General features: G+C 60.5%; 12 protein-coding genes. 1 reads left to right on the top strand and 11 read right to left on the bottom strand.

Going from position 1 to position 15584, the window contains the following annotated elements; translation table 11 throughout:
• Nucleotides 1-8: 8 nt before the first annotated feature.
• The 9 genes from hutI to hutU all read right to left on the bottom strand — a co-directional run bounded on the left by hutI (nt 9) and on the right by hutU (nt 12185).
• Nucleotides 9-1214: an imidazolonepropionase gene (hutI, locus tag ACEN8Z_RS04440; protein ID WP_495596892.1), complete on the bottom strand. Its 1206-nt coding sequence runs from the start codon at nt 1212-1214 to the stop codon at nt 9-11.
• A gap of 17 nt (nt 1215-1231) precedes the next feature.
• Nucleotides 1232-2638 (bottom strand): amino acid permease, encoded by a 1407-nt coding sequence (locus ACEN8Z_RS04435; protein WP_110662171.1) that lies wholly within the window; start codon nt 2636-2638, stop codon nt 1232-1234.
• A 109-nt stretch (nt 2639-2747) separates the two neighbouring features.
• Nucleotides 2748-4280 (bottom strand): histidine ammonia-lyase, encoded by a 1533-nt coding sequence (gene hutH / locus ACEN8Z_RS04430; RefSeq protein WP_108230785.1) that lies wholly within the window; start codon nt 4278-4280, stop codon nt 2748-2750.
• A 118-nt stretch (nt 4281-4398) separates the two neighbouring features.
• Nucleotides 4399-5922, bottom strand: a complete 1524-nt coding sequence (gene hutH / locus ACEN8Z_RS04425) for a histidine ammonia-lyase (protein WP_495596891.1) — start codon at nt 5920-5922, stop codon at nt 4399-4401.
• Nucleotides 5923-6090: 168 nt separating this feature from the next.
• Nucleotides 6091-6921 (bottom strand): quaternary amine ABC transporter ATP-binding protein, encoded by an 831-nt coding sequence (locus ACEN8Z_RS04420; protein WP_007989255.1) that lies wholly within the window; start codon nt 6919-6921, stop codon nt 6091-6093.
• Nucleotides 6918-7769, bottom strand: coding sequence for an ABC transporter permease (locus ACEN8Z_RS04415; RefSeq protein ID WP_007989253.1), 852 nt, complete (start codon nt 7767-7769; stop codon nt 6918-6920). The genes ACEN8Z_RS04420 and ACEN8Z_RS04415 overlap by 4 nt, the downstream gene beginning before the upstream one ends.
• 70 nt (nt 7770-7839) lie before the next feature.
• Entirely contained in the window at nt 7840-8808 is a 969-nt protein-coding gene (locus ACEN8Z_RS04410) for an ABC transporter substrate-binding protein (protein ID WP_008002955.1), read from the bottom strand.
• Between the two features lie 69 nt (nt 8809-8877).
• On the bottom strand, nt 8878-10350 hold the full coding sequence (locus ACEN8Z_RS04405) for a purine-cytosine permease family protein (RefSeq protein ID WP_495596890.1): 1473 nt from the start codon (nt 10348-10350) through the stop codon (nt 8878-8880).
• A gap of 152 nt (nt 10351-10502) precedes the next feature.
• Entirely contained in the window at nt 10503-12185 is a 1683-nt protein-coding gene (hutU, locus tag ACEN8Z_RS04400) for a urocanate hydratase (RefSeq protein ID WP_495596889.1), read from the bottom strand.
• Nucleotides 12186-12636: 451 nt separating this feature from the next.
• On the opposite strand from hutU, the gene ACEN8Z_RS04395 reads away from it, so the two are divergent.
• Complete coding sequence (locus ACEN8Z_RS04395) at nt 12637-14274, top strand: methyl-accepting chemotaxis protein (RefSeq protein WP_495596888.1); 1638 nt, start codon at nt 12637-12639, stop codon at nt 14272-14274.
• 6 nt (nt 14275-14280) lie between these two features.
• On the opposite strand, the gene ACEN8Z_RS04390 is transcribed toward ACEN8Z_RS04395, so the two are convergent.
• Nucleotides 14281-14853, bottom strand: a complete 573-nt coding sequence (locus ACEN8Z_RS04390; protein ID WP_008002951.1) for a HutD/Ves family protein — start codon at nt 14851-14853, stop codon at nt 14281-14283.
• Between the two features lie 10 nt (nt 14854-14863).
• Nucleotides 14864-15574: a histidine utilization transcriptional repressor HutC gene (gene hutC / locus ACEN8Z_RS04385; RefSeq protein ID WP_161793960.1), complete on the bottom strand. Its 711-nt coding sequence runs from the start codon at nt 15572-15574 to the stop codon at nt 14864-14866.
• Nucleotides 15575-15584: the final 10 nt, after the last annotated feature.

Here is a 15584-nt window from a genome sequence, read left to right as displayed (position 1 = left end):
CAGATCTCCTACAAACTTGATTCGACGCCGTGGCGCACGACGCGTTTTTCCAGGTCGCCGCCCAGCCAGTACGACAGGTCGGCCGGACGATCGATTTGCCAAGCGACGAAATCCGCGACCTTGCCGACCTCCAGCGAACCATGGGTGGCGGCCATGCCCAGCGCGGTAGCAGCGTGAATCGTCGCGCCCGCCAGCGCTTCTTCCGGGGTCATACGGAAACAGGTGCAAGCCATGTTCAGCATCAGGCGCAACGACAACGCGGGCGAGGTGCCTGGGTTGAGGTCGCTGGCGATGGCAATCTTTACACCGTGTTTGCGCAGCGCATCCATCGGCGGCAACTGGGTTTCCCGCAGGAAATAGAAAGCGCCGGGCAGCAACACCGCAACGGTGCCGGACTTGGCCATGGCGATGGCGTCGTCCTCGGTCATGAACTCCAGGTGATCGGCGGACAACGCGTGATAACGCGCCGCCAGGCTCGAGCCGTGCAGCGACGACAACTGCTCGGCGTGCAGCTTCACTGGCAAGCCCAGTTCCTGGGCGGTAATGAACACCCGCTCGACCTGCGCCGGGGAGAACGCCAGGTACTCGCAGAACGCGTCCACCGCGTCGACCAGACCTTCGGCGGCCAGGGCCGGGAGCATGTCGGCGCAGATGTGATCGATATAGTCATCGGCGCGATCGACGTATTCCGGCGGCAGGGCATGAGCCGCCAGGCAGGTGCTGCGCACGCTGACCGGCAGTTCGGCGCCGAGGCGACGGGCCACATGCAGCATCTTGCGCTCGTTGGCCAGGTCCAGGCCGTAGCCAGACTTGATTTCGATGCTGGTGACGCCATCGCGCATCAGGCTTTTCAGGCGCCTGGCGGCACTGGCGAACAACTCGTCTTCGCTGGCCGCGCGGGTGGCGCGCACGGTGCTGGCAATACCACCACCGCTGGCTGCGATTTCCGCGTAGCTGACGCCTTGCAGGCGCTGTTCGAATTCGCCGCTGCGGTTACCGCCAAACACCGTGTGGGTGTGACAGTCGATCAGGCCCGGTGTGACCCAGGCCCCGTTCAAATCATTGACGGCCGGATACTCGCCCGCCGGCAACTCACCACGCGGGCCGATCCACTCAATGTGCGCTCCTGACGTCACGATGGCCGCGTCCTCGATGATCGAGTAGACACCTTGTGCCATGGTTGCGACGTGACAGTGTTGCCAGAGAGTTTTCATCCTTGGCCTCCATTAGGTTATCGATGAGAAAAAGTAGGGTCCTGCGTCACCAGGGCTGCTTGGCCCGCCGCCGGTTTCACCCACGTCAGGTAAGCCAGCACCAGCAACACGATCCAGACCACGCCGACAATCAGCGCTGCCTGGGTGTCCGGGAAGTAACCCAGCACGCCGAAAATGAACAGCATGAAGGCGATCGCCGCCGCCGGAGCATAGGGCCAGAGCGGTACCGGGAATTTCAGTTGTGCAACCTGCTCGGCGCTCATGGAGCGGCGCATGGCCACTTGGGTCACCAGAATCATCAGCCAGACCCACACCGTGGCAAAGGTCGCGATGGAAGCGATCAGCAGGAACACGTTTTCCGGGATCAGATAGTTCAGCAGCACGCCCAAGAGCAGCGCGGCACTCATCACCACGACCGTCATCCATGGCACGCCATTGCGCGACAGGCGGGCGAAGCCTTTCGGTGCATGTCCTTGCTGGGCCAGACCGAACATCATGCGGCCAGCGCCGAAGATGTCACTGTTGATCGCCGAAATCGCCGCCGTGATCACCACGATATTGAGGATGGTGGCCGCCGAGCTGATCCCAAGTTTGTCGAAAATCTGCACGAACGGGCTGCCCTGGCTGCCGATCTGCTGCCATGGAAAGATCGACATCAGCACCAGCATCGTCAGCACGTAAAACAGCAGGATCCGCAACGGTACGGCATTGATCGCCCGGGGCAGCACGTGCTGCGGGTCCTTGGCTTCACCTGCCGTTACGCCGATGATTTCAATACCGCCAAACGCGAACATCACCACCGCGAACGAAGCGATCAGACCGCCCATGCCATTAGGCATGAAACCGCCCTGGGTCCAGAGGTTGCTGATGTCGGTCGCTTGGCCGGGGGCCGAGCTGATGCCGAACCACATGATGCCGAAACCACCCAGGATCATCGCGACGATGGCCGCGACCTTGAGCAGCGACAGCCAGAACTCCATTTCACCGAAGACTTTGACGTTGCACAGGTTCAAGCCGCCAACGATGGAAACGACACCCAGCACCCAGATCCAGCGGGAAACTTCCGGGAACCAGAAGCCCATGTAGATACCAAATGCCGTGACGTCGGCCATGCCGACGATGACCATTTCGAATGCGTAGGTCCAACCGAGGATGAAGCCCGCCATCGGCCCCAGGTAGGTGCTGGCGTACTGGCCGAAAGAGCCAGCCACCGGATTGTGCACCGCCATCTCACCGAGGGCGCGCATGACCATGAACACCGCCGCGCCACCGATCAGGTAAGCGAGCAGTACCGCAGGCCCGGCCATTTGAATGGCCGAGGCAGACCCATAAAACAGCCCGGTGCCGATCGCCGACCCCAGCGCCATGAAGCGAATATGTCGGGCAGAAAGCCCGCGTTTCAAACCTTTTTCTGGCTGTTGCATTTCTCGTCCCTAATTATTGTTATTCGACGCTAAATCGAATCGAGAGCAAGCTCGCTCCCACAGGAATACGCATTCCAATGTGGGAGCGAGCTCGCTCGCGAAGGGGCCATTACAGGCTAGGCAGCAACTTCGCCGTCACCAGCTCGTTCAGGCAGCGCGAGGCCAACAATTCAGACGCCGCATTGATGTCCGGCGCGAAGAAGCGGTCCTTCTCATAGAACGGCACTTCGTTACGCAGGATGGCGCGGGCCTTTTCCAGTTTTGGCGAGGTTTTCAGGCCGTCGCGCAGGTCCAGGCCCTGAGCCGCCGCCAGCCATTCAACGGCAAGAATCCCGCGGGTGTTCTCGGCCATTTCCCACAGACGCTTGCCCGCTGCCGGAGCCATGGAGACGTGGTCTTCCTGGTTGGCGGAAGTCGGCAGGCTGTCCACTGAATGTGGATGGGACAACGCCTTGTTCTCGCTGGCCAAGGCCGCTGCGGTCACCTGGGCGATCATGAAGCCGGAGTTCACGCCACCGTTGGCCACCAGGAATGGCGGCAGTTGCGACATGTGCTTGTCCATCATCAGCGAGATACGGCGCTCGCTCAGGGAGCCGATCTCAGCGATGGCCAGCGCCATGTTGTCAGCGGCCATGGCCACAGGTTCGGCGTGGAAGTTACCGCCGGAAATCACGTCGCCTTCAGCGGCGAACACCAGCGGGTTGTCGGAGACGGCGTTGGCTTCAATAGCGAGCACTTCGGCAGCCTGACGGAATTGGGTCAGACAGGCGCCCATGACTTGCGGCTGGCAGCGCAGGGAGTACGGATCCTGAACCTTTTCGCAGTTTTCGTGGGAGTCGGAGACTTCGCTGCGCTCGCCCAGCAGATCGCGATAAGCGGCAGCGGCGTCGATTTGGCCTTTCTGGCCACGGGCAGCGTGGATGCGTGCGTCGAACGGCGAGCGCGAACCCAGTACCGCTTCAACGGTCAGGCCGCCCAGGGCCAGAGCACCGGCGAACAGGTCTTCGCCTTCGAACAGGCCACGCAGGGCAAAAGCGGTGGACACCTGAGTGCCGTTGAGCAGCGCCAGGCCTTCTTTCGCCGCCAGGGTCAGCGGGGCAAGACCGGCGACTTTCAGCGCTTCGGTGGCTTCCATCCATTCGCCTTTATAGCGAGCCTTGCCTTCGCCCAGCAGCACCAGCGACATGTGGGCCAGAGGCGCCAGGTCACCGGAAGCACCGACCGAGCCTTTCAGTGGAATGTGCGGGTAAACCTCGGCGTTGATCAGGGCGATCAGCGCGTCGATCACCACACGGCGGATGCCGGAGAAACCACGGCTCAGGCTGTTGACCTTGAGCACCATGATCAAACGCACCAGCTCATCGCTGATCGGCTGGCCGACACCGGCGGCGTGGGACAACACCAGCGAGCGCTGCAGGTTTTCCAGGTCTTCGCTGGCGATGCGGGTCGAGGCCAGCAGGCCGAAACCGGTGTTGATACCGTAAGCGGTGCGGTTCTCGGCGAGGATCTGCTCCACGCAGGCAACACTGGCTTCGATCTGGGCCGAGGCGCTGTTGTCGAGGGTGACTTTAACCGGTTGCTGATAGACATCACGCAGTTGGGCAAGGCTCAGTTGGCCGGGAATCAAATTAAGCGCAGTCATTTCATGCTCCTTTTGAGAGTGTGTTGTTAACTACCAGACGCTCCGGAGATATCCGTTGTCCGTCGCTTCCCCCTTGTTGAGGGGGCTGGCGCCTTGGCACGCTGGTTGTGTATGGAAATCAGTTCAAGTTCGGTAAAGCTTTTTGCAGCAAAACAGGGTTTTTCAGAACGCTGGCTGCCGCAGCGATATCCGGCGCCAGCCAACGGTCCTGATCGTACGCAGGAACACGTTCACGCAGCAGACGCCACGCCACATCGGTGCCGGCACCGAAGCGTTGCTCCTTGAGGAACTCAAACGCCTGGGCCGCCAACAGGTACTCGATGGCGAGGATCTGCGTGCAGTTTTCCAGCGCGCGATGCAGCTTCAGTGCGGCGTTGGTGCCCAGGCTCAGGTGATCTTCCTGCAGGCCCGAAGTCACGTAGTTATCCAGCACCGCCGGTTGCGCCAGTTGACGGTTCTCTGCACACAGCGAAGCGGCGACGTACTGGACGATCATCATCCCGGAGTTCACCCCCGGGTTGGCCACCAGGAACGCCGGCAGACCGCTGACGTGCGGGTTGATCAAGCGATCCAGACGACGCTCGGCTATGGAGCCGATTTCTGCCATGGCAATCGCCAGCAGGTCCGCCGCCATTGCCACGGACTGGCCGTGGGGGTTGGCCTGGGACACCACGCGGTAATTGTCGGCGGTGCCCAGCACCAGCGGGTTGTCGGTGGCGCCGTTGAGTTCGGTTTCGATCTGTTTGGTCGCGTGTACCAATTGATCGCGCGCGGCGCCGTGCACCTGCGGGATCGAGCGAATGCTCAGGGCGTCTTGCGTGCGAATGCCTTTGCTCTGGGCAATCACTTCGCTGCCGTCGAGCAAGGCCCGCAGGTTGATCCCGACCTGCTGCATGCCTGGGTGCGGCTTGAGCGCAATGATCTCGGCATCGAACGCGTCGATCTGTCCGCGTTGGGCTTCGAAGCTCATGGCACCGATCACGTCGGCCCATTCCAGCAAACGCGTGGCATCGGCAATCGCCAGGCAGCTCAGGCCGGTCATGCACGGCGTACCGTTGACCAGGCACAAACCATCTTTCGCCCCTAGCTTGACCGGTTGCAGGCCTTCTTCGGCCAGCGCTTGCTGCGCGGAAACGACCTGGCCGCGATAGCTGACATTGCCGACACCCAGCAGTGCGATGCCGATGTGCGCCATGTGGGTCAGGTAGCCCACGGAACCCTGGGACGGCACTTGTGGGGTGATGCCACGGTTGAGCAGTGCCAGCAGCGCTTCGACGACCTGACGGTGCAGGCCGGATTTGCCGTGGCTGTAGTTGACGACCGCGGCGCACATGATCGAGCGGGTCTGCTCGTCAGTCAGCGGTGCACCGACGCCGCAGGCGTGGCTGAGCAAGGTGTTGCGCGACAACTGGCTGAGTTGTTCGTCCTGCAGCGAGACGTTGCACAGCGCGCCCAGGCCGGTGTTGATGCCGTAGGCACGTTCGCCGCTGGTAACGATGCGCTGGACGATGGCTTGAGCGTTTTCGATGCGCGCCCAGATCGGCGCCGACAGCTCGAGCTGTGCGCCATGACGGGCGACGGCGACCACATCCTGCCAAGTGACCTGCGCTTCGGTGATAACGATTTTTTCAGCCTGGGACATCTTCAACCTCTGCGTACAAACCCGAATATTGATGCAGCTTCACTGACGCCTTCGCGGGCAAGCCCGCTCCCACAGTGGTTGCTGGTGTAATCAAAACTGGTGTTCGACACCAATCCTTGTGGGAGCGGGCTTGCCCGCGAAGGGGCCGGCCCAGCTACCACAACTTTCTCAGACCACCGCCGCCCGACGCTGCACAAAGCGGTCGACATACTCATCTGCCGGCGAATGCAGGATCTCTTTCGGCGTGCCGACCTGGATCAGGCGGCCGTCCTTGAGGATCGCGATGCGGTTGCCGATGCGCACGGCCTCGTCGAGGTCGTGGGTGATGAAGACGATGGTCTTGTGCAGGGTCTTTTGCAGTTCCAGCAACTGGTCCTGCATCTCCGCACGGATCAGCGGGTCGAGGGCGCTGAACGCTTCGTCCATCAGGATGATGTCGGTGTCCGCCGCCAGGGCGCGGGCCAGGCCTACACGCTGGCGCATGCCGCCGGAAAGCTGATGCGGGTATTTGTTTTCGTAGCCCTTGAGGCCCACGGTGTTGATCCAGTGCAGCGCACGCTCGGCACACATGGCTTTGCTTTCGCCACGGATTTTCAAGCCGTAGGCGACGTTGTCCAGCACGCTCTTGTGCGGCAACAGGCCGAAGCTCTGGAACACCATGCTGATCTTGCGCCGGCGAAATTCGCGCAGGGCTTCCATGTCGTATTGCAGGATGTCCACGCCATCCACCAGGATCGCGCCGCTGGTCGGATCGATCAGGCGGTTGAAGTGGCGTACCAGGGTCGACTTGCCGGAACCGGACAGGCCCATGATCACGAAAATCTCACCGCTACCAATGCTCAGCGACAGGTCGTTCACGCCAACCACGCAGCCTGTTTCGGCCAGCACCTGATCCTTGGTCTTGCCCTGGCCGACCATGGCCAGCGCATCCTTGGCACGGTTGCCGAAAATCTTGAAGACGTTTTTGACTTCGATTTTGCTCACGGTTGCGTTGTTCATTTGCTCACCTCATGCCGTGCACGACCGTACGCCTGTGTAATGCGGTCGATCACCACAGCCAGAATCACGATCGCCAGACCGGCTTCAAGGCCGCGTCCGACGTTGAGGGTCTGAATCCCCACCAGTACGTCTTCACCCAGGCCACGGGCACCGATCATCGAAGCAATCACTACCATCGACAGGGCCATCATGGTGGTCTGGTTGATACCCGCCATGATGCTCGGCAGGGCCAGCGGCAGTTGCACGCCGAACAGTTGCTGCCAGCGGTTGGCACCGAAGGCGTTGATCGCTTCCATCACTTCGCCGTCGACCTGGCGAATGCCCAGATCGGTCAGGCGGATCAGCGGCGGCGCGGCGTAGATCACGGTGGCGAAAATCGCCGGGACCTTGCCCAGGCCAAACAGCATCAGCACCGGGATCAGGTACACGAAGCTCGGCATCGTCTGCATGATGTCTAGCAACGGCATCAACACCGAACGCAGGCGATTGCTGCGCGCCGAGAGGATGCCCAGCGGCACGCCGATCAACACAGAAATGACCGTCGCCACCATCATCAGCGCCAGGGTCTGCATCAGTTTGTCCCAGAGGCCGACCGCACCCACCAGGAACAACAGACCGACGATCACCGCCGTGGTCACGACCTTACGGGTCGCGTGCCAGGCCACGCCTGCCACGATCGCCAGCATCAGCCACCAGGGCGCCGCACGCAGCAGGCTTTCAAGATTGACGATGGCCCACAACAGGGTGTCGGAGATGTGCCGGAACACGTCGCCGTAGTTGGTGACCAGCGAATCGACCCAACCGTTGACCCAGTCGGCGATGGAAAAGGTAAAGCTTTCGGGAAACATAAGAGACTCTCAATCAAGGGGTTGCGATCAAGCATCCGACTGCCGTTGTCGACAGCCGGAGAAGCTCAACCTACAAGGCCGCGTCGATTTTCTTGGCTGCGTCGTCGCTCACCCACGCGTGCCAGACTTCAGGATGTTCCTTCAAGAAGATCTTCGCCAGTTTTGGCGACTCGATCCGCTCTTTGGTCATGCGCCCAAGGTTCTGGTTCAGCAGGTCGATTGGCACGTTGACCTTTTCCAGTACGGCCACCAGTTCCGGGGCTTCGTCGTGGAAGGTCTTGGACAGGCCGACCTTGATGGTCACAGTCTTGTTCACGCCTGGTTTCTCTTCGAGTTTCACCACGTCGACCTGGCCCATCAGCGGGGTTGGCGACCAGTAGTAGAACAGGATCGGCTCGCCACGCTTGTAGCTCGACAGCACGGCGGCATCCAGCGCCGGGCCGGTGCCTGGGCGGAAGTTGGTGTAGGTGCTTTCCAGGCCGTAGCTTTTCAGCATTTCGCTGTTGTCGAGTTCACAGGTCCAGCCGGCCGGGCAGTTGTAGAAACGGCCCTTGGACGGCTCTTCGGCGTCCTTGAAGATCGCCGAGTACTTGCCCAGGTCAGCAATGTTTTTCAGGTCCGGAGCCTTGGCTTCCAGCTTGCGCTTGGCGTCGCCTTCGATCACGTAGCGCGGCACGTACCAACCTTCGATCGCACCAACCACCGGCGCGCCGACACCGACGACCTTGCCGGCCTTCTCAGCCTTGTTCCAGACTTCGCTGCGGCCGACCCACTCTTCGGCAAACACCTGAATATCGTTGCTGCTCAGGGCGTTTTCCATGGTGATGGAGTTGCCCGGCAGGCTGTCGGTCTTGCAGTCGTAGCCTTTCTCCAACACGACTTGCATCACGTCGGTCAGCAGCATGGCGCTTTCCCAGTTCAGGCCGGCAAATTTCACCGGCTTGCCCGACTCGCACCAACCCGCCGCCTGAGTGGCGCCAGCGCTGGCCAGCAGGCCCATGGAAAGCAATGTGGTCAGCAGGGTCTTGTTCGATTTCATTGTTGTGACGCTCCTAATCATGAATTGGCTTACGGCAGTCAAGAGGCATCCAGCCCTGGCAACGTCCAATCAGGCCTGCGCCGCAGCGCGACCGGCCCCGCTTTTTTTAGGTTGTACAACGCTGTCCTGCTCGACCGGCAGAATCAGGTGATCGGGCACTGTGCCGTGCCATTTTTTTGCACACACGTAATACAGGGCTGCTGGAAGCGCCAGACCGATGATCCAGGAAATATCCACATCACCCAGGGCCGCCACCAGTGGTCCGGTATAGAACTTGGTGGAGATGAACGGCAGCTGCACCAGCACGCCGAACACATAGACGCTGATACCGAGAAGGTTCCAACGACCGTAGCGACCATTCGGATCGGCCAGCGCCGGCACGTCATAGCGCTCGCGAGTGATGCAGTAGTAGTCCACCAGGTTGATCGCGCTCCATGGCGTAAAGAACGCTAGCAAGAACAGGATGAAGGACTTGAACGCACCGAGGAACGAGTGCTGACCGAGCAACGCCATCAGGGTCGCAGCACCGACGATGACCAGCACGAAGACCAGACGCTGCAAGCGCGTGACTTTCAGGTCACCACGGAAACCGCTGATGATGGTCGCGATGCACATGAAGCTGCCGTAGGAGTTCAGCGTGGAAATGGTGACCTTGCCGAACGCGATGCTGAAGTACAGCAGCGCAGCGGTGGCACCGGTACCGCCCAGACCCACGATGTAGGCCACTTCGTGGCCGGCGAATTGCCCGTTGGCCGAGGCGGCAGCGAACACGCCGAGGACCATCGCCACCTGTGCACCAATGACCGAACCTGCGCCTGCGGCGAAAAAGGTTTTTACCGAGGAAATCTTGCTCGGCAGGTAACGCGAATAGTCGGCCACATAAGGGCCGAAGGCGATCTGCCAGGATGCCGCAAGCGACACCGCGAGCAAGAAACTGCTCCAGCTGAAGTGGCGGATTTGCAATAGAGCGCCAACGTCGACCTGGCTCATCAGACGGCTGAACAGATAAACAAAGGCAATCACGCCAATGACGCTGGCAACACGGCCGATCCAATGGATCACCCGATAACCGAGCACCGTGACCAGCACGATGACACTGGCGAAAAGGAGGATACCGACGGTGTCGCTGACGCCAAACAACTGGCCCAGCGCCTGGCCGGAAAGTACGGTTCCCGTTGCGGTGAACCCGAGGTACATCAAACACACCAGCACGATCGGGATGGCCGCGCCATACACGCCGAACTGGACCCGACTGGAAATCATCTGCGGCAGGCCAAGCTTGGGCCCTTGCGCGGCATGCAGCGCCATCACGCCACCACCGAGCAATTGCCCGATCAGCAGGCCAATCAACGACCAGAACACATCACCGCCCAGCACCACGGCCAGGGCCCCGGTGACAATCGCGGTGATTTGCAGGTTGGCACCCATCCACAGGGTGAATTGGCTAAACAGACGACCGTGTCTTTCCGCTTCCGGGATGTAGTCGATCGAGCGCTTCTCGATCAACGGTTTGTTGCCTGCACGTTCGTCAGTGACAGCCATGGTTCAACCTCTGTGGATTGTTATAGGTATACCGGTTGTTGGTATTAGCTCTTGTAGGAGCGAGCCTGCTCGCGATGGCGGTGTGTCAGTCAGCAAATGTGCTGAATGTGCCGCCCTCATCGCGAGCAGGCTCGCTCCTACAGGGGCAAGCGTTACTTGCCGGTAATCATCGGCAGGTTCAGCCCTTGTTCCTTGGCGCAGTCGATCGCGATCTGGTAACCGGCATCGGCGTGACGCATAACGCCGGTGGCCGGGTCGTTGTGCAGCACGCGAGCGATACGCTCGGCCGCTTCGTCAGTACCGTCGCAGACGATCACCATGCCCGAGTGCTGGGAGAAGCCCATGCCGACGCCGCCGCCGTGGTGCAGGGAAACCCAGGTCGCACCGCTCGCGGTGTTGAGCAGGGCATTGAGCAGTGGCCAGTCGGACACGGCGTCGGAACCGTCCTGCATCGATTCGGTTTCGCGGTTCGGGCTCGATACTGAACCGGAGTCCAGGTGGTCGCGACCGATCACGATTGGCGCCGACAGCTCGCCGCTGCGAACCATTTCGTTGAACGCCAGACCCAGCTTGGCGCGCAGGCCCAAGCCAACCCAGCAGATACGTGCCGGCAGACCCTGGAAGCTGATGCGCTCGCGCGCCATGTCCAGCCAGTTGTGCAGGTGGGCGTCGTCCGGGATCAGCTCTTTGACCTTGGCGTCGGTCTTGTAGATGTCTTCAGCGTTGCCCGACAGTGCAGCCCAACGGAACGGGCCGATGCCACGGCAGAACAGCGGACGGATGTAAGCCGGTACGAAGCCTGGGAAGTCGAATGCGTTTTCCACACCTTCTTCCTGGGCCATCTGACGGATGTTGTTGCCGTAGTCGAAGGTCGGAATGCCCATCTTCTGGAAGTCGAGCATTGCTTTGACGTGCACGGCCATCGATTGCTTGGCGGCTTTGATCACAGCGGCCGGCTCGGTCTTGGCGCGAGTGCGGTATTCGTCCCAGGTCCAGCCGGCAGGCAGGTAGCCATTGAGCGGGTCGTGGGCGCTGGTCTGGTCGGTGACCATGTCCGGGCGCACGCCGCGCTTGACCAGTTCTGGAAGGATTTCAGCCGCGTTGCCGAGCAGAGCGATGGAAATCGCCTTGCCTTCTTTGGTGTATTTGGCGATACGGGCCAGAGCGTCGTCGAGGTCGGTGGCTTGCTCATCGACATAGCGGCTTTTCAGACGGAAATCGATGCTGACCTGCTGGCATTCGATGTTCAGCGAGCAAGCGCCGGCCAGGGTTGCAGCCAGAGGCTGGGCACCGCCCATGCCGCCCAGGCCAGCGGTCAGTACCCACTTGCCTTTCAGGTTGTCGTTGTAGTGTTGGCGACCGGCTTCGACGAAGGTTTCGTAGGTGCCCTGCACGATGCCCTGGCTGCCGATGTAGATCCAGCTGCCGGCAGTCATCTGGCCGTACATGGCCAGGCCTTTGGCGTCCAGTTCGTTGAAGTGTTCCCAGCTCGCCCAGTGTGGAACCAGGTTGGAGTTGGCGATCAGCACGCGCGGGGCGTTGGCGTGGGTCTTGAACACGCCGACCGGCTTGCCGGATTGCACCAGCAGGGTCTCGTCATCGTTCAGGTTGGTCAGGCTTTCGACGATTTTGTCGTAGCATTCCCAGTTACGGGCAGCGCGACCGATACCACCGTAAACCACCAGTTCCTTAGGGTTCTCGGCGACTTCCGGGTCGAGGTTGTTCATCAACATGCGCAGCGGTGCTTCAGTCAGCCAGCTCTTGGCGGTCAGCTTGTTACCGCGGGCAGCGCGGATTTCGACGTCGCGAAACTTGGTACGTTTATTCTCGGTCACGAAAAGAACTCCTCAGCAATCAATCCAAACCAACCCAGGCAGTGGGCGAGCAAGCCAATGGGCATCAGTGCACACCGGCGAATCAGTGGACGATGGTTGAGTCCTCGCGACTCATACGCATACGTCTTTACTTGTACATACAAGCATATGCAATCAAGCGGCCAACTTGCTGAATGAGCATTCAAGAAAAGTTCTGAAACGGCTGGAGAGCGCCTGGAACAAGGGTTCTGGCGAAAATGAAATTTTTCCGGGGGATTTTGTGTAGCGATGGGACTTTGTTACTTGAGCGCGGTTTTGCGCCACACTGGGGCGTTCGGTAACACCTGATGCCCAATTGAGCGCATTCCAGAAACACCCTACAACATCATGAGAAACATCCGACTCCACCTCCATCAATCCTCGCCGACTTCACGAGCAAGCCCCCTGACGTCACTTCTGCGAGGAACCCGTAATGAAACAGTGGAAAGTCCAAACCCACCTGCTCCTGCTTGCCGGCACTCTCCTGAGCAGCATGATCGGCATCGGCGCACTCGGCCTGTACTGCATGCGCACTACGGTGCAGGGACTGGAGACGGTTTACCTGGACCGGGTCATCCCGCAACAGGACCTGAATAAAATCTCCGAGCTGTATTCAGTCCGGATCGTCGACGCTATCCACAAGGCCCGCGACGGCATCCACAGTGGCGTCGAGGCGGCGCAACAGATACGGCGAGCCCTGCTGGAAGTCGACCCGCTCTGGCGCGCCTATCTGTCGACCCACCTGATTGATGAAGAGGTGCAACTGATCAGTGAAATCGAACCGCTGATGCAGGCCACCGAAGCACCGCTCCAGCGTTTGCAGGCGGACTTGAACCAAAGCGAGGCTTCCAGTCAGAGCCTGGAGCATTTCGCCGTCCACCAGCTGTACCCCTTGATCGACCCGCTGACCTCACTGTTTTCGCAACTGACCGATGTCCAGCTTAAAGAAGCACGCCGACATTTCGCGCATAGCCAGGCACTCTATGTGGTCAATATGAGGCTGATGGCCGTGGTCCTGGCTCTCGCACTGTTGTTTGGCAGTCTTTATGCCCTGCTGTTCGGCGCCAGGCTGGCGCGATACCTGGGCGCCGAGCCTCACGAGCTGGCCAGTATCAGCACACGGATTGCCCAGGGCCGGCTCGGCGATCCGGTGATCGGTAACGCGACGCCAACGGGCGTCATGCAATCGGTCGAGGCCATGCGACGCAGCCTGGCCAGCATGATCGGCAAGGTGCGCGAGGCCTCGCAGCATATCGAGTCCTCGACCCTGAACCTGAGCATCTCGTCCGAACAAGGCCTGAAACAGGCCGCCGAGCAAAATGGCGCGACCTCTTCCATTGCCGCCGCTGCGCAACAGATGTCAGCCAACATTACGCACATCGCCGAGAACGCCGCGCAGGCGCACGACACCACACAAAAGGCCGAACAGATCACCGCTTGCGGCATTGCCACCATGGAGCGCTCTATCATCGAGATGCAGCAGATCGCCCAACTGGTGACCCAGACGTCGGGTGAAATCGACCAATTGACCCTGCACTCCAACGCCATCGGGAAAATTGTCGGCATGATCCATAGCATTGCCGAACAGACCAATCTGCTCGCACTCAATGCCACCATCGAGGCGGCGCGGGCCGGCGAACAAGGGCGCGGGTTTGCCGTGGTGGCTGACGAAGTGCGGGAGCTGGCAACCCGCACGACCCGCTCTACCGCCGAGATTGTGGTGCTGGTGAGTACAATTCAAAGCGGCATGAGAAAGGCCAACAGCAGCATGAACACTGGCCGCGAGCGCGTACTTCAGGGCCAGCATCTGATCGACAGCGCCGGCACGTCGATGAATGACGTCAAGGTCGCGCTCAACGCGTCACTCAATGCAGTCAGTCAGATCTCCAATGCCTTGCAGGAACAACGTGAAGCCAGCGAAGACGTGGCACGCAATGTGGAAAACGTGGCGCAGCGGGTCGAGGAAAATGTCGCGATGCAACAGGAGGTGGTGAAAACCATCCAGGCACTAAAACAGATGTCGAGTGAGCTGGAGGCGACCGTTCGAGGTTTTACCCTCGAACGGGAATGACCGGGATCAGTCGCGCGACGTCAGTTCGATCACGCAGCACAGCCCCTTGATGGCGACGTCCAGTAATCCGGCATCAGCCTCCAATTGCAGGCAATCATGAAGGCCCAATTGCTGGGCGTTGTTATCGACCGACACCTCAACCTGCTCACTCATGCTGAACACCAGCACCGTGCCCGCCGAGCTGAAGAACCGCTGCTCACCACTCAACCACTGCAACCGTGCACCGTAACGCTGTGGCGCATAAATCAGGTTGAAATCGCGAATCGGACCGCCGAGCAATGTGCAGGAAACCTTGCTCTCACCGCTGAAGGCAAACGGGTCCAGCGGTAACAGTGACCGAGTGTCCTGTCCATCCACCGTCAGGGTCATGCCGTCGCCCTGCAAAACGGTGATCACTCGCTCGTAACCGGCGAACGTGGAAAAACCGCCCGATTCGCCAATGTCGGCAATCGACAGGCGCCAGCCGAAACCATCCAGGCCGGTGCCGGCATCGCGGGTGATTTCTTCGGTGCTGCCGCCGCCGTTTTTCCACGGCATGCGCGGGTAGTCTTTGGCGCGTAAAACCTTTAACTGATTCATTTATGGCTCTCTATTTATGGAACCGACCTTCCAGACGATGACGGGAACCGGGGTGGATCAAGCGAGCAGCTGTCACTGGCTGACGACCGGACCAGGTGCGGCGACGGATCAGCAGGCACGGCTCGCCTTTTTCAATCTGCAGCAATTTGCATTCGGACGGCTCGGCCAGGATCGCCTCGACCACGTGCTCGCCTTCGGTCAGCGGCGCGACCTGGTTCAGATAGGCGTAGGGCGTTTGCAGGGTGAAGTCCTGCTTGAGGTAATCCGGTGCCACCAGCGCGTTGACGAAACGGTCTTCGATTTGCACCGGGATATCGTTTTCGAAATGCACGATCAGCGAGTGGAACACCTTCTGCCCTTCGCGCATGTCCAGGGCCAGGGCGCGCTCGGAGCCGGCGGCCTCTTCTTCAAGGGTGATGACCTTGCAGGTGTGGCGATGACCGCGAGAGGCGATTTCATCGGCGATGTTGTGCACTTCGAACAACGCAGACTGGCTTTTCGGCTCGGCGACGAACGTGCCGACGCCTTGCATGCGCACCAGCAGACCGTCAGCAGTCATCTCGCGCAGGGCACGGTTGATGGTCATGCGGCTGAAGCCCAACTGGTTGACCAGTTCGCTTTCCGACGGAACGCGGTAGTGCGGCGGCCAGTTTCCACTGTCGATTTGCTGGGTGATCATTTGTTTGACGCGGGCGTACAAGGGCGCCGGACTGTCGCCCATGTTCGCGGCC

It is taken from the genome of Pseudomonas sp. Pseusp10 (genome assembly GCF_059492225.1).
This window is presented reverse-complemented; position numbering and strand designations above follow the sequence as displayed.

Excerpts from the sequence above, each read along its gene's own strand:
- hutI (WP_495596892.1), bottom strand. The coding sequence starts at position 1,214 with ATGAAAACTCTCTGGCAACACTGTCACGTCGCAACCATGGCACAAGGT.
- ACEN8Z_RS04435 (WP_110662171.1), bottom strand. The coding sequence starts at position 2,638 with ATGCAACAGCCAGAAAAAGGTTTGAAACGCGGGCTTTCTGCCCGACAT.
- hutH (WP_108230785.1), bottom strand. The coding sequence starts at position 4,280 with ATGACTGCGCTTAATTTGATTCCCGGCCAACTGAGCCTTGCCCAACTG.
- hutH (WP_495596891.1), bottom strand. The coding sequence starts at position 5,922 with ATGTCCCAGGCTGAAAAAATCGTTATCACCGAAGCGCAGGTCACTTGG.
- ACEN8Z_RS04420 (WP_007989255.1), bottom strand. The coding sequence starts at position 6,921 with ATGAACAACGCAACCGTGAGCAAAATCGAAGTCAAAAACGTCTTCAAG.
- ACEN8Z_RS04415 (WP_007989253.1), bottom strand. The coding sequence starts at position 7,769 with ATGTTTCCCGAAAGCTTTACCTTTTCCATCGCCGACTGGGTCAACGGT.
- ACEN8Z_RS04410 (WP_008002955.1), bottom strand. The coding sequence starts at position 8,808 with ATGAAATCGAACAAGACCCTGCTGACCACATTGCTTTCCATGGGCCTG.
- ACEN8Z_RS04405 (WP_495596890.1), bottom strand. The coding sequence starts at position 10,350 with ATGGCTGTCACTGACGAACGTGCAGGCAACAAACCGTTGATCGAGAAG.
- ACEN8Z_RS04395 (WP_495596888.1), top strand. The coding sequence starts at position 12,637 with ATGAAACAGTGGAAAGTCCAAACCCACCTGCTCCTGCTTGCCGGCACT.
- ACEN8Z_RS04390 (WP_008002951.1), bottom strand. The coding sequence starts at position 14,853 with ATGAATCAGTTAAAGGTTTTACGCGCCAAAGACTACCCGCGCATGCCG.
- hutC (WP_161793960.1), bottom strand. The coding sequence starts at position 15,574 with ATGGGCGACAGTCCGGCGCCCTTGTACGCCCGCGTCAAACAAATGATC.